This is a genomic window from Acidiphilium sp. 34-64-41, assembly GCF_002282635.1.
Taxonomy (GTDB): domain Bacteria; phylum Pseudomonadota; class Alphaproteobacteria; order Acetobacterales; family Acetobacteraceae; genus Acidiphilium; species Acidiphilium rubrum.
In genome coordinates this window covers 1-12,930 of sequence record NZ_NCJX01000073.1, presented here as the reverse complement: position 1 = coordinate 12,930, position 12,930 = coordinate 1, and the positions used below count along the sequence as shown (strand labels likewise).

Annotated in this window: 14 protein-coding genes and 1 pseudogene; 8 read left to right on the top strand and 7 right to left on the bottom strand. The window is 63.6% G+C overall.

Going from position 1 to position 12,930, the window contains the following annotated elements; genetic code table 11:
* The first annotated feature begins 276 nt into the window (after positions 1-276).
* Both B7X49_RS13795 and B7X49_RS13790 read left to right on the top strand, forming a co-directional pair.
* Complete coding sequence (locus B7X49_RS13795; protein ID WP_286704892.1) at positions 277-414, top strand: cytosine permease; 138 nt, start codon at positions 277-279, stop codon at positions 412-414.
* 9 nt (positions 415-423) lie between these two features.
* Positions 424-1,320, top strand: a complete 897-nt coding sequence (locus B7X49_RS13790; RefSeq protein WP_286704891.1) for a cytosine permease — start codon at positions 424-426, stop codon at positions 1,318-1,320.
* Here B7X49_RS13790 and B7X49_RS13785 read toward each other — a convergent pair.
* From B7X49_RS13785 to B7X49_RS13775, 3 genes and pseudogenes are all read right to left on the bottom strand, one after another.
* A complete protein-coding gene (locus B7X49_RS13785) occupies positions 1,317-1,550 on the bottom strand; it encodes a hypothetical protein (RefSeq protein ID WP_286704890.1) in 234 nt (77 codons plus the stop codon). The genes B7X49_RS13790 and B7X49_RS13785 overlap by 4 nt on opposite strands.
* A gap of 27 nt (positions 1,551-1,577) precedes the next feature.
* Complete coding sequence (locus B7X49_RS13780) at positions 1,578-3,134, bottom strand: amidase (RefSeq protein WP_286704889.1); 1,557 nt, start codon at positions 3,132-3,134, stop codon at positions 1,578-1,580.
* Positions 3,135-3,442: 308 nt separating this feature from the next.
* Positions 3,443-3,682: pseudogene (locus tag B7X49_RS13775) on the bottom strand (IS3 family transposase); the annotation flags it as partial.
* 84 nt (positions 3,683-3,766) lie between these two features.
* Here B7X49_RS13775 and B7X49_RS13770 point away from each other — a divergent pair.
* Positions 3,767-5,851, top strand: a complete 2,085-nt coding sequence (locus tag B7X49_RS13770; protein WP_286704888.1) for a S9 family peptidase — start codon at positions 3,767-3,769, stop codon at positions 5,849-5,851.
* A gap of 31 nt (positions 5,852-5,882) precedes the next feature.
* Here B7X49_RS13770 and dnaQ read toward each other — a convergent pair whose 3' ends face one another.
* On the bottom strand, positions 5,883-6,557 hold the full coding sequence (gene dnaQ, locus B7X49_RS13765; RefSeq protein ID WP_286704887.1) for a DNA polymerase III subunit epsilon: 675 nt from the start codon (positions 6,555-6,557) through the stop codon (positions 5,883-5,885).
* 121 nt (positions 6,558-6,678) lie between these two features.
* On the opposite strand from dnaQ, the gene B7X49_RS13760 reads away from it, so the two are divergent.
* Positions 6,679-6,894 carry a DNA-binding protein gene (locus tag B7X49_RS13760; RefSeq protein ID WP_029313571.1) on the top strand — a complete coding sequence of 72 codons (216 nt, stop codon included), beginning with the start codon at positions 6,679-6,681 and terminating at the stop codon, positions 6,892-6,894.
* 3 nt (positions 6,895-6,897) lie between these two features.
* The gene (locus B7X49_RS13755) at positions 6,898-7,179 is read left to right on the top strand and encodes a hypothetical protein (RefSeq protein ID WP_029313570.1); all 282 of its coding nucleotides are present in this window, start codon (positions 6,898-6,900) and stop codon (positions 7,177-7,179) included.
* On the opposite strand, the gene coaE is transcribed toward B7X49_RS13755, so the two are convergent.
* Both coaE and B7X49_RS13745 read right to left on the bottom strand, forming a co-directional pair.
* Positions 7,169-7,756 carry a dephospho-CoA kinase gene (gene coaE, locus B7X49_RS13750; protein WP_286704886.1) on the bottom strand — a complete coding sequence of 196 codons (588 nt, stop codon included), beginning with the start codon at positions 7,754-7,756 and terminating at the stop codon, positions 7,169-7,171. The two genes, B7X49_RS13755 and coaE, sit on opposite strands and share 11 nt — an antisense overlap.
* Complete coding sequence (locus tag B7X49_RS13745) at positions 7,753-8,583, bottom strand: shikimate dehydrogenase (RefSeq protein ID WP_286704885.1); 831 nt, start codon at positions 8,581-8,583, stop codon at positions 7,753-7,755. Before B7X49_RS13745 ends, coaE begins: the two co-directional genes overlap by 4 nt.
* A 208-nt stretch (positions 8,584-8,791) precedes the next feature.
* Between B7X49_RS13745 and purU the strand changes: the two genes are divergently transcribed.
* A complete protein-coding gene (gene purU, locus B7X49_RS13740; RefSeq protein WP_029313565.1) occupies positions 8,792-9,643 on the top strand; it encodes a formyltetrahydrofolate deformylase in 852 nt (283 codons plus the stop codon).
* A 28-nt stretch (positions 9,644-9,671) separates the two neighbouring features.
* On the opposite strand, the gene B7X49_RS13735 is transcribed toward purU, so the two are convergent.
* The gene (locus tag B7X49_RS13735) at positions 9,672-10,463 is read right to left on the bottom strand and encodes a class II aldolase/adducin family protein (RefSeq protein WP_286704884.1); all 792 of its coding nucleotides are present in this window, start codon (positions 10,461-10,463) and stop codon (positions 9,672-9,674) included.
* 227 nt (positions 10,464-10,690) lie between these two features.
* Between B7X49_RS13735 and B7X49_RS13730 the strand changes: the two genes are divergently transcribed.
* Both B7X49_RS13730 and B7X49_RS13725 read left to right on the top strand, forming a co-directional pair.
* Positions 10,691-11,332 (top strand): thioredoxin domain-containing protein, encoded by a 642-nt coding sequence (locus B7X49_RS13730; protein ID WP_286704883.1) that lies wholly within the window; start codon positions 10,691-10,693, stop codon positions 11,330-11,332.
* Between the two features lie 144 nt (positions 11,333-11,476).
* Positions 11,477-12,733: a DNA polymerase IV gene (locus B7X49_RS13725; RefSeq protein WP_286704882.1), complete on the top strand. Its 1,257-nt coding sequence runs from the start codon at positions 11,477-11,479 to the stop codon at positions 12,731-12,733.
* Positions 12,734-12,930: the final 197 nt, after the last annotated feature.

The window sequence follows — 12,930 nt, the reverse complement described above, 5'->3', positions numbered from 1 at the left end:
GATCAAATCTGCGACCGTCCCGTTTCATGCCGGAATTATATCACCCCCGCAAACATACGACTAGCAAAATGTCGTCTTAATTACCGACCGATGAGTAAATGCGGTTCTCAGAGTTCGGCTATAAGTGCAACTTTGAAGGACTTGCATGTTTTCGAGGCGGTGGCGACGTGCCGACTATCTATTGATCCCGCACCTTCACTTGGCGTTTCGCGTTGTAGAAGTTGGCGGCAGTGGGATTGCCCCAAGTCTATCCGTGAAAATTAAGCGGAAAAGGTTATAACCGTTTGGATGGGCATGCTGCACAATGTGGTGGCCTATGAAACCGCCGCCGGGCTGATGGCGCTGGGCATGAACGCCTGGCAGGCGCTGGGCGCGACGGCGATCGCCTACATGTTCCTGTTTTTCGCGATGTAGTTCAACGCGGTGTCCGGCACGCGGTATGGCCTGCCGTTTTGTGTGCTGATCCGCTCCTCGTTCGGGCTGTTCTGGGTCCTGCATGGCTGGATCGTGACGCATGGCGTGCACCGGATCCGCAATTTCGAACTCGTGGCTGGGCCGCTGGTGATTCTGGTCGGGGCGATCGGGGCGATCGCGACGATCTGGGGCTTGAAAATCGGCCACGGGCTCGGCCCGTTGTTCGCCGAGCCTTCGCATCTCAGCGGGATGAAGGGATTTCTGGTCTTCGCCAGCGGCGTGACCGGGCTGATCGGCGTGTGGTCGACCTTTGCCGTCAACATCCCCGACCTGTCGCGCTTCGTGCGGTCCGAGCGCGATCAGGCGCTCGGGCAGTTGATCGGCCTGCCGATCACCGCGGTGGTATTCACCCTGATGAGCGTGATCGTGACCTCGGCCACGGTGCTGGCGTTCGGCAAGCCGATCTGGAATCCAGTCGATCTGCTAATGGCGATCCACAACCCGTATATTCTGGTGCTGGGCGGCGTGACGATCATCATCGCGACGCTGTCGGTCAACGTCGCGGCCAACATCATGCCGGCCTGCTCTGACCTGATCAACCTGTTTCCGCGCCAGCTCAATTTCGCCCGCGCCGGCATGGTGCTGCTGGTGATCGGGCTGCTGTTCGCACCATGGCTTTGGTTCAAGAACGCGAACAGTATTTTCCAGGTGCTGGGCGCGATCGGCGGGCTGCTCGGGCCGGTCACTGGCATCATGCTCGCCGATTTTTTCCTGGTGCGGCAGCGGCAATACGACGTCGCGGCGTTCTATCGCTACGACGGCGCCTATGTCGCGAGCGGCGGGTGGAACGTCGCCGGGCTGAGCGCGATGGCGATCGGCGGCGTCGGCGTCGGCGCGGTGGTTTAGGCGGTGACGTCACGGATGATGTATCCGGTCCTGCGCTGACCGCCATTGGCGGTCGACCACTTCAGCGCATCGTCGATCAAGGCCAAATCGGCCGGATGGCCCCGGATCGAGGGGAAGACCAGCAGCCACGTATTCTGCATGTGGGCGACCTCGATCTCGTTGCCTTTGGGCGAAAAAACCCTCCACTCGATGTTCAGAGTTGACCGATACGCCCTGGGCCGGGCCTGCATGACCCCGCCCGGTAGCCGCGGCGCAAGTCAGTTTGTTGAAAGAACCGGAGTCGATCGGTGGTGGGTCGCTGTTTCGTAGTCATAGGCGAGCGCGAGCAGGTCGGCTTCGCTCCATAGCGGGCCGACGAAAATCAGGTTGAACGGTGCGCCGGACGGATAGGCGCCCGCCGGGACCGTAACGCCGGGTAGGCCCGCGATGTTGATCTCGCACACGGTCGTTTCATGGATGGTTGCCGCGCCGTGCAGAGCGGGCAATTCATCGCTCATCTGGGGAAACACCAAGGCGTCGAGGCGTGCCCGCGCCATCACTTCGGCGAATATAGCGAGATAGGCCTCGCGCGCGGCGAGGAAATCAGACAAGTCCGGTGGCGTTTCCGGGTTCGCGAGGCAGGCCGCGAATTGCGGTAACTGGTGCATCATATGCAGCACGCCACCGGGTCCGAACGCGTCCTCCGCCGCCGTGGCAGCCGCGAATTCGGCGAAGGTGCGCAGGGCAGCCGACGGGCCGAGTCGCTGCAGGTAGAGTTGCAGATCATAGGCCACGCTCTCCATGCCGCGCGCATCGTAATGGTCGAGCCCACTGACCGGCCGGCCGATCGCGGCGAAGCCGGAGCCCGCGAAGGGATCAGCGACGAGGGTTGCCCCACGCGCTTCGATCTCCTGGACGGCGCGACGGTATAATTGCGTGCAATCCTCTGAAAGCGCCCGGTCACGCCAGCCTGGCCCATACAGCCCGAGGCGCTTTCCCGCGAGCGCTTTCGGATCGAGCTTCGAGGTATAGCCGCCTTTTGGCCGATGACCGATGCCGGCAACGGTCTTCGGGTCGGCGGCAGTATAGCCGGCCAGAACATCGAGCGTCAGAGCCGCATCGCGCACGCAGCGGGTGATCGGCCCGATCACGTCCCGTGTGCTGCCCGCCAGCGGCACGACGCCGGCATTCGGGACCAGCCCGAAAGTCGGTTTGATGCCGACCAGCCCCTGCGCGGATGCGGGATTCTGGATCGAACCACCGGTCTCCTCCGCAAGACCCAGAACGGCAAGGCTCGCACCCACGGCAGTCGCGGTGCCTGCGCTGCTGCCACCGGGCAGGCGGTCGGGCATCGCGGCGTTCAATGTGGGACCCGCCCAGCTGTCGTTGGCATGGCTCCCCGTCGCGCTCAGGATTGGCACGTTGGTCTTGCCGAGGATGACGCAGCCGGCTTCCCGCATCCGCGCGACCGCGGGAGAGTCGGTCTCGGGAATGAGATCGACACCACCGGCCTGGGCGCTCAGGAAACGCCAGCCCGCCGTGGTGGGAAGCCCCCTCATGTCCATGGTGTCCTTGACCACCACCGGAACGCCGGCAAGTGGACCCAGCGCCTCGCCGCTGGCGCGGCGTCGATCGATCGCACGGGCGTCATCGAGCGCGTGCGGGTTCATCACAATGATGGCGTTGTAATGGGGATTGTAGGTTGCGATCCGCTCCAGAAATCCGGCCGCCAGCGTCTCGGCGGTGACACCGCGGGCGAAAGCTGCAGCCGCATCAGCCAGAGTCATTTCGACGAGATCGATGTCCGGGCTTATGGCAGGAGCAATGTCCGTCATGGGAATTGGCCTTCATTTGTTTCGCGAGCATATGCAGTCATCGTCGAGGTCATGCCTATACCATCGACGTCGGATGAGTTGATCAGCCCGTCGGGTGCTCCTCCCTGTTGAACCATTTGGCGCGGACCGCCCCAGCGACCGGCAACGCAACCGAAAATCGCGTGACGCGGGATTTCGCAGGCGGCTGCAGGCTGGCGATCGATCTCCCGGCATCCGCTGTCCGCCGTCACGCCGAGCCGGTTTCGGATCGGGAGTTCGGCATGGTGACGCGATCGAGTACGCGCTCGTAGCCCAGATCGCCTGCGGCTCGCCAGCATAGCCAGTTCGTTCATTTGTTCATGGTATCGCATTTCGGCCTCGTCGGGCGGGATACTTCCGATCGGCTCGGGGCGGCGTCGGCGGATCACCTGCGCTTTGGAATGGCCGTTGATCGTCGCTGCGAGGGCATTACCGTAGCAATAATCGACGCTGCCGACCCAGCGCACGACCCCGGCGTCGGTCAGGCGCTCCGTATAGCGGATCGATACATGTTGGACGCCTCTATCGCTTTCAAGTGATCTCGTGGACAAAGGGCGGCCGGATTGGGTCGTGTCCCCCCGGTGATGATGGTGCGGGTTTTTGAGGAAATTGCGATGAACGATCATGTCATGCTCTCCATTGTGCCGCCGGTCGCGGCGCGGCACCCGAAGCGCATCGAGCAGCTCGGCCGCGTGCGGACCGATGATTATGCCTGGATGAAGGACGACAACTGGCAGGCGGTGTTGCGCGACCCTGCCGTGTTGCGGCCGGATATCCGTGCGCATTTATTGGCGGAAAACGCGTACACCGCTGGTGTGCTGGCCGGCACCGAGGGCTTGCAGGAAGAATTGCGAGCCGAAATGAAGGCGCGGATCAAGCAGGATGATGCATCGGTCCCGAAGCCGGATGGTCCGTTCGCTTATTATCGGCGGTATGATCCAGGTGCGGAGCATCCGATCTATGTCCGCACGCCGCGGGCCGGCGGTGCTGAGGCGATCCTGCTCGATGCCGATGCGCAGGCGAAGGGCCATGCGTATTATCGGGTGATCGGTGCGCGGCACAGTCCGGATCATGCCTGGTTCGCCTATGCCGAGGATGCTCAGGGCTCGGAAGTGTATCAGGTCCGGGTCAAATCTCTGGCAACCGGCGCGCTGTTGCCTGGCGTGATCGAATCCTGTTCGGGCGATTTCGCGTGGTCACCCTGTTCGCGCTATCTGTTTTGGACGTTCCGCGACGACAATGGCCGGCCGACCCGGATTTTCCGCCGCGCGATCGGCGATTCCGAAGATGTTCTGGTCTATGAGGAACCGGACGAGGGTTTTTTCATCGGCGTCGAGGCGTCGGCGTCCGGCGGTTCCATTTTCATCACCTGCGGCAACCAGGAAACCAGCGAGATCTGGCGGATTCCGGGCGATGAGCCGACGGCGATGCCGGTTGTCATCGAGCCCCGCACGCCGGGGCTGCGCTATGAGGTCGAGGATTGGGCCGATCGGCTGGTGATCCGCACCAATGCCGATGGCGCGGTCGATTTCAAGCTGGTCGAAGCGCCGCTTGCCGCACCGGGCCGGGCGCAGTGGCGCGACATCGTGGCGCATCGGCCCGGCCGGTTCATTGTGTCTGCCATGGTTCTGCGGGATTATCTGATCCGGGTCGAGCGGATCGAGGCGAACAACCGCATCATCCTTCGCACGCGTGCCGGCACCGAAACGGCCATTGCGGTCGACGAGGCGGCTTATGTACTCAGCCTCGATCCCGGCTACGAGTTCGATACCGCGACGATAGGGTACATCTATTCATCGCCGACCACGCCGCGCCAATGGTTCGACTACGATATCCCGAGCGGTGCGCGGACCCTGCGCAAATCGCAGGAAATCCCCTCCGGCCACGATCCGGCACGCTACGAAACCCGCCGCCTGACCGCAACGGCGGCGGATGGTGCGACGATTCCGGTCACCGTGCTGCTGCGCCGGGATACGCCGACCGATGGTTCGGCGCCGGTGCATCTCTACGGCTATGGCTCGTATGGTTTCGCGATCGACCCGTGGTTTCAGCCGAACATCCTCAGCCTGGTCGATCGCGGCTGGATCCACGTGATCGCGCATATCCGCGGCGGCACCGAGAAGGGCTGGAATTGGTTTCTCGACGGCCGTGGTGCGAAGAAAATGAACAGTTTCACCGATTTCATCGCGGTGGCGGACCATCTGATCGCCGAGGGCTATACCAAACCCGGCCGCATCGTGGCCCACGGCGGTTCTGCCGGCGGGTTGTTGATGGGGGCGGTCTATAATTTCCGCCCCGATCTGTGGGCCGGCGTGATCGCGGCGGTCCCGTTCGTCGATGTGCTCAACACGATTTCCGACGATACGCTGCCGCTCACCCCGCCGGAATGGCCCGAATGGGGCAACCCGCTGATCGACCCGGTCGCCTACGACACGATTGCCGCCTATTCGCCCTATGACAACATCGGACCGTACGCGTACCCGCCGCTGCTGGCGACCGGCGGCCTGTCCGACCCGCGGGTAACCTATTGGGAGCCGGCCAAATTCGTCGCCAAACTGCGCGATTTCACAACCGGCGATGCGCCGATCATGCTGAAAATCGACATGGATGCCGGACACGCGGGCGCCGCGGGACGGTTCGATGCGCTCAAATTGATGGCGACCAATTATGCATTCGCCATCTGGGCCATACAAAGATGAAGAAAGGGTTCTTTTTGAAAGAAAAGAATCCTTATTCCCGCCGCCAGACCGCGTCCGTGATCGTCGCCACGAACGCGTCATGCGCGGCGCGGTCGTCGTCGCTCACCGGCATCAACCGCGCCGTTCGCGTGCCGCTGTGCTGATATTCCACCAGCGTCAGCCCCGCATCGGCCGCGAGATCGAAGCCGCGCTGCCGCCCGCCGGTGAGTTCGACGTAGACTTCCGCCAGCAATTTGCAGTCGAGCAGCGCATTATGAGTGGTCCGCGCCGACAGATCGATCTCGAACCGCCGGCATAGCGCATCGAGGCTGTTCGGCATGCCGGGAAACCGCGCTTTCGCCAGCACCAGCGTATCGATCATCCGGCCCCGGTCCAGCGGCGGCCGCCCGATTCGGCCGAACTCGGCATCGAGGAACCCGAAATCGAACGCGGCATTATGCGCGACCAGCGGATCATTGCCGAAAAACGCCAGCAGATCGGGGGCGATCTCGGAAAATTTCGGCTTGCCCGCCACATCGGCGTTGGTGATGCCGTGAATCCGGCTGGCATCGCCCGGAATATCGCGCTCGGGATCGATCAGGCGGTGAAACGTACGATTGGTCGGCAGATCGTTGTGCAACTCGATCGCCGCAACCTCGATCACCCGATCCCCGTGCAGCGGATCGAGGCCGGTGGTCTCGGTGTCGAACAGAATTGAGCGCGTCATAAGCGAGTCTTGCGCCGGCATGGACTCCGGTTCAACCAGCACGATCGACGTCGATTATACATATATTATTGACATAAACATCACCTGATTATACATATAAAAACCCCATAGGAGATCCACCATGGCCGAGAAAGTACGTCTGAACCTGCTGGTCTCACCCGAGTTGAACGACCGGCTCGATACCATCGCCGCCTCCGCCGGCGCCACCAAGACCGATGTGATCCGCCAGGCCATCGCGTTGATGGAAGTCGCGCATCAAGCCAAGCGCGAGTCCAAGCATATCGGCATCGCCTCCGACCGGAACAAACTCGAAACCGAGTTCGTCGGCCTGCTCTGATCCATGCCGCCGCAGGAAATCGATTTTTCCGGGCGTCTCGCGGCTGAAATCATGGTTCGACCGCCGGAACCTCCCGAAGACGCCGCTTTGCGCCGCCGCAAGGACTGGCTGGTGTTCCTGCTGATCTTCGGCTCGATCATCCTGCTCGGCCTGCTCGCCATCTACGAAGGCTTTCTCGATCCCACCGCCAGCGCCTCGTCGCGCCATTGGGGCCAGACCGCGGTATCCGCCCTGTTCACCGGCGGCATCAGCTTCATCCTCGGCCAGAAAACGGCTACGCGATAAACTGCCGTGCAATAAACCGCTGCACCGCCCGCACCGTCGCCCCGCGCGACAAACCGGTAAAAATCACCACCTCCGCCCGCCGCCGCTTCTCGGCATCCGGCATCTGCAGGCCAATGATCCGTGCAATCTCCGCCTCGGCCAGCCCGCGCCGCCGCACCCGCGCCACCTGGACCGATCGCGGGGCCGAAACCGTCACCGCGACATCAACCCGCCGCTCACCACCGGTCTCGAACAGCAACGGAATATCCAGCACCACCGCCCGCACCCGCCGGCGCCGCGCCTGGGCCAGAAACCGCCCCTCCGCGCGCCGCACCATCCGGTGCATGATCGCCTCCAGCCGCCGCCGCGCCGCGCCATCGGCCAGCACCACCGCCCGCAACGCCGCCCGATCCAGCACGTCCCCGCGCACCACGCCGGGAAACGCCGCCGCAATCGCCGGGAGCGCCGCACCACCCGGCGCCTGCAATCGCCGCACCACCGCATCCGCATCGAACACCGGCACACCACGGCGGCGAAACATCGAAGCCACCGTCGATTTGCCCATCCCGATCCCGCCGGTCAGGCCAATGATCCTCACGTCAGCAAATCGCCCGCGACCACGCGATACAGCGCCTCATCCACCACCGGCGTCACCCCGAACCACGCGGCAAACCCCGGCACCGCCTGATGCAGCAGCATCCCCAACCCCTCCACCGCCCGCAGCCCGCGCGCCCGCGCAGCCGCCAGCAACGGCGTTTCCAGCGGCACATACACAATATCCGCCACCGCCAGACCCGCAGGCGCCCGCGCCAGATCGAGCGTGAGCGACTGATGCCCCGCCATCCCGAGCGATGTCGTGTTGATCACCAGCGCATGATCGCCGAGCGCCGCCGCCCGATCCTCCCACCCGATCACACCGCCGCCGATCCCCGCCGCAAGCCGCGCCGCCCGGTCCTCGGTCCGATTGCAGAAATGCACGACCACCCCGGCATCGAGCAGCGCCGCGCCGATCGCCCGCGCCGCGCCGCCCGCCCCCAGCACCAGCGCAGGTCCCGCCGCCGGATCAACCCCATGCGCCCGCAGATTGGCCATGAACCCCACCCCGTCGGTGTTGGAACCGACCATCCGCCCGTCGCGAAACACCAGCGTGTTCACCGCGCCGGCCCGACGCGCGCTGGGTGCCACCTCATCGCACAAGGCAAACGCCGCCTCCTTGTGCGGAATCGTCACATTCGCGCCGACAAACCCCATCCGCGCCAAAGCCGCCACACACACGGCAAAATCCTCCGGCCGGATCGGCAGCGGCAGATATGCCCCATCGATCCCATGCCGCTTCAGCCAGGTGCCATGCAGCAACGGCGAACGCGAATGCGCCACCGGCCAGCCAATTACACCTGCTAGAGACGCCCGCGCTGTGATGGTCATGCCCTGGTTCGATCACGCCGCGCTTGGCGGGGCAAGGAAGGGTAGGGCTTCTTTTTTGAAAAAAAGAAGCAAAAAACTTTTTCTAATTTGGGCCACGGGTCTTTTGCGGGTATTTGGCCACTCACAAAAAAGACGGTGCTGCCCTCTCACGCAATCGTCCTAAATCTGCCAGCATCGCGTCAACCGAACCACGGAGCGATGCCGACCCATGACCACCGCCATCCTGACCCTGTCCTGCCACAACCGCCCCGGCATCGTCGGCGCGGTCGGCAATTTCCTCTACGAACACGGACTGGACATCCGCGAAGCCCAACAATTCGACGATCGCGCCAGCGGCCAGTTCTTCATGCGCGTCGTCTTCGCCCCGCTCGACGCAGGCACCACCCTGCCGCCGGCCGATTTCACCCCCATAGCGACCCAGTTCGGCATGAATTGGGCGATCACCGACCCCACGCACCGCCCCCGCGCCATGATCCTGGTGTCGCGCTTCGATCATTGCCTGGTCGATCTGCTCTACCGCCAACGCACCGGCGAACTGCCGATGGACATCGCCGGCATCATCGCCAACCACGAACGCAGCACCTACGAACATCTCGACCTCGATGGCATTCCGTTCCACCATCTGCCGATCACGCCGGACACCAAAATGGAACAGGAAGGCGAAATCTGGCGCCTGGTGCGCGAATCCGGCGCCGAACTCGTCATCCTCGCCCGCTACATGCAGGTGCTGTCAGACGCGCTGGTCGCCAAACTCGCGGGCCGCTGCATCAATATCCACCACTCGTTCCTGCCCGGCTTCAAAGGCGCCAAACCCTACCACCAGGCCTATGCGCGCGGCGTCAAACTGATCGGCGCCACCGCGCACTACGTCACCACCGCGCTCGATGAAGGCCCGATCATCGAACAGGACGTCGAACGCATCTCCCACGGTGACACACCCGAAGTCCTGGTCCGCAAAGGCCGTGACATCGAACGCCGTGTGCTGGCCCGCGCCGTCCTGTTTCACGTCGAACGGCGCGTCTTCATCAGCGGCAGCAAAACCGTGGTCTTCCCCGGCTGACCCGCGCAAGCGCGGCCGTGTATTTTATTCAGGTGCGATACGCACCATCGGCCTCGATCAGGCGCAGGGCGGATTGCCAGGCCATTTCGTAATGCGCCATGCGGTTATCGGTATCGCGGCTGAATTGCGCGGCGGTGTGTTCGCAAACCTCGCGCGGCGGAATCACCAGCTTGGCACCGCCGGACAGCGCGGCCACCTGCGCCTGACAGGCGCGTTCGAGGAAATAGATTTCGTGGAAAGCCTCGGGGATGGTGCGTCCGCCGACCAGCAGGCCGTGGTTGCGCAGGATCATCGCCTTGTTCTGACCAAGATCGGCCACGATGCGGTCCCGCTCATCAAGGTCGAGCGCGATGCCCTCATAGCCGTGATAGGACAGGCAGCCATAGAATTTCATGGCATGCTGGCTGATCGGCAACAGCCCCTGTTCCTGCGCCGCAACCGCAATGCCGGCGGCGGTGTGGGTGTGAATCACCGCCATCAGGTCGGGCCGCGCCATATGGATGGCGGAGTGGATGGTGAAGCCCGCCTGATTGACCTTGGCCGCCGTGATGCCAGGGGTTTCGATGCGATTGCCCTCGAGGTCGATTTTCACGAGGTCGGAGGCGCGCATCTCATGGAACATCGTGCCGTAGTCGTTGATCAGAAAATGATGATCGGGGCCGGGCAGGCGGGCACTGATATGGGTGTAGATGAAATCGGTCATCTTGAAATGCGCGACAAGCCGATAGAGCGCGGCCAGATCGCAACGGACCTGCCACTCCTCGGCGCTGACGCCGGGATGCGGGCTGGCTGCGGGCGCAATGCGGGTGGTGACGTTCATGATGATGGTCCTCCTTGCCGGATGGTTGAGCCGATTGCCGCTTAGGTCAAGTTAAACAATTTCCGGACGCGTTAACGAGTTGTTCACCTCGGAGGAGTACCACCAGAACGCGTGATCATGTTTAGTTACTCACGCAGAGATATTAAATAAGTTTATAGAGACAATCACCAAAAACTGGGACATGTTGTCATTTCGGATGATGATAGACGGTTTATTGGAGATTGGTCATGCGAGCTCAACGGTGGCTGGCGGCAGTCGCGGTGGCGGTGATGGGCGTTATTGGCGGCGCGACGGCGGCGTCACCGGACGCCGGGGTGGTTTCCGCGGCAAGTCTGGTCCGGCCGGGGGATGTGGTGCTCGGCAACCCGGACGGGTCGATCACCATCGTCGATTTCTACGATACGTCTTGCGCCCCCTGCCGCGCGATGAACCGGCGGATCGAGCGGTTGATCGCGCGTAACAAGCAGATCCGCTACGTGCCGATCGACGTGCCCATTCTGGGCTGGCAGAGCAAGCTCGGCGCTCAGGCGCTGGTGGCGGCGCGGCTCCAGGGGCGGTTCGATGCGATGCACACCCTATTGATGAGCCAGGCCCCCTTGCCGACCTTGGCATTGCTCAAGGCGGATGCCGCACAGCTGGGGATGGATGTGCCCCGTTTCATGCGCGACATGACGCGCCCTGCAACCATCCGCGCGGTTGATGCATCCTTGCAGCGCGGTGCAGCACTCGGGATCGACGAAGTGCCGATGGTCTATGTCGGACAGAGCCGAATTCCAGGCGCAATGGGCTATCGCGACCTCCGCTGGCTGGTGCGCCAGGCCCGGACGCCGGAAATGAGCCAGGTCGCAACCACCAAGGATCACTCCTGAGCCCAGCATAAGCACCGATCACCCAAATCAAAAAAGTTTTTTGCTTCTTTTTTACATAAAAGAAGCCTTTTTCTTCCTCGGACCAGCGGCAAGACGATTTCCGCCCATTAACGAGCCCAACGACTTGGCTTACCCTCGGCACCGATGCCCACGCTCTGCCGCGATTGCGATGCCGTGTTGATCCAACCCGGCGCCGAGCTCAGTGGCGCGTGCCCCCAGTGCGGCGGGCGGCGCTTGATCAGCCATGCCGAGCTTGGCACGCTGGCGATCGCGCATATCGATTGCGATGCGTTTTTCGCCAGCGTCGAAAAACGCGACCGTCCCGAATTGCGCGACCGGCCCGTGATCGTCGGCGGCGGCACCCGTGGGGTCGTCGCGGCGTGCTGCTACGTTGCGCGCCTGTCCGGCGTGCGGTCGGCGATGCCGATGTTCAAGGCATTGAAACTCTGCCCGGATGCCACCGTGATCCACCCCGACCTGTCCAAATACGGCGCCGTGGCGCGCGAAATTCGCGATATGATGCAAAGCCTGACGCCGCTGGTGCAGCCGCTCTCGATCGATGAAGCCGCCCTCGACCTCGCCGGCACCGAAGCGCTGCACGGCGCGCCACCCGCCGCCGTACTCAGCCGGTTGGCTCGCGATGTCGAGACCAACGTCGGCGTCACCGTGTCGATCGGGCTGGCCGCCAACCGCCTGCGCGCGAAACTCGCCGCCGAACGCGACAAGCCGCGCGGCTTCGCCATACTGGGCGCCGATACCGCCGCCGTGCTCGCCCCCGAACCGCTCGGCACGCTGCCCGGCATCGGCCCCGCCCTGGTCCGCAAACTGGCCGGCCTGGGCATGACCCGCATCGGCCAGCTAGCCGCGCTCGACCCACGAACCGCGCGGCAGCGCCTGGGCGACGACGGTCCATCCCTGGTCGCCCGCGCGCGTGGCGAAGACAACCGCCGGGTCAACCCGGTGCGCGAAACCAAATCGATCAGCGCCGAAACCACCTTCGCACACGACATCACCGACCCCGTCCTGCTCGGCCGCGCCCTCTGGCCACTCTGCGAAAAACTCGGCCGGCGCCTCCGCGCGGAACAATTCGCCGCCGCCGCACTCGTCCTGAAACTCAAAACCGCCCGCTTCGAAACCCACACCCACGCCATCCGCCTGACCGCCCCCACCCAACTGCCGGAAACCATATTCGAAGCCGCCAAACCCATAGTGCACCAAGCCGCCGGACCCGCATTCCGGCTGATCGGCATCGGCGCGGCCCGGCTCGTGCCCGCCAACCTCGCCGACCACGGCGACCTGATGGACCAGGAAAGCCCGCGCCGCGCCGCACGGCAACAAGCCATGGACACAATCCGCGCCAAATTCGGCGCGGATATCATCCGGCGCGGGACCGTGGAGTGAGGTGAGGGAGGGCAAGCAAGGCCAGGGGCTCTGCCCCTGGACCCCGTTAAAGGCGGAGCCTTTAAAATCCATTAGTTTTAGGCAAGGGGAGGGCGCTGCTGCGCGTTCCGGTGGATCGCGATCACTGATTCCGTTTGATCGCGATCATCGATTCCGGTGGATCGCGATCATGGATTCCGTTTGATTGCGATCATCGA

What these genes read in the sequence shown, in the direction of transcription:
- B7X49_RS13785 (WP_286704890.1), bottom strand. Translation starts at nt 1,550, where the DNA reads ATGCAGGCCCGGCCCAGGGCGTATCGGTCAACTCTGAACATCGAGTGG.
- B7X49_RS13780 (WP_286704889.1), bottom strand. Translation starts at nt 3,134, where the DNA reads ATGACGGACATTGCTCCTGCCATAAGCCCGGACATCGATCTCGTCGAA.
- B7X49_RS13770 (WP_286704888.1), top strand. Translation starts at nt 3,767, where the DNA reads ATGAACGATCATGTCATGCTCTCCATTGTGCCGCCGGTCGCGGCGCGG.
- dnaQ (WP_286704887.1), bottom strand. Translation starts at nt 6,557, where the DNA reads ATGACGCGCTCAATTCTGTTCGACACCGAGACCACCGGCCTCGATCCG.
- B7X49_RS13760 (WP_029313571.1), top strand. Translation starts at nt 6,679, where the DNA reads ATGGCCGAGAAAGTACGTCTGAACCTGCTGGTCTCACCCGAGTTGAAC.
- B7X49_RS13755 (WP_029313570.1), top strand. Translation starts at nt 6,898, where the DNA reads ATGCCGCCGCAGGAAATCGATTTTTCCGGGCGTCTCGCGGCTGAAATC.
- B7X49_RS13745 (WP_286704885.1), bottom strand. Translation starts at nt 8,583, where the DNA reads ATGACCATCACAGCGCGGGCGTCTCTAGCAGGTGTAATTGGCTGGCCG.
- purU (WP_029313565.1), top strand. Translation starts at nt 8,792, where the DNA reads ATGACCACCGCCATCCTGACCCTGTCCTGCCACAACCGCCCCGGCATC.
- B7X49_RS13735 (WP_286704884.1), bottom strand. Translation starts at nt 10,463, where the DNA reads ATGAACGTCACCACCCGCATTGCGCCCGCAGCCAGCCCGCATCCCGGC.
- B7X49_RS13730 (WP_286704883.1), top strand. Translation starts at nt 10,691, where the DNA reads ATGCGAGCTCAACGGTGGCTGGCGGCAGTCGCGGTGGCGGTGATGGGC.
- B7X49_RS13725 (WP_286704882.1), top strand. Translation starts at nt 11,477, where the DNA reads ATGCCCACGCTCTGCCGCGATTGCGATGCCGTGTTGATCCAACCCGGC.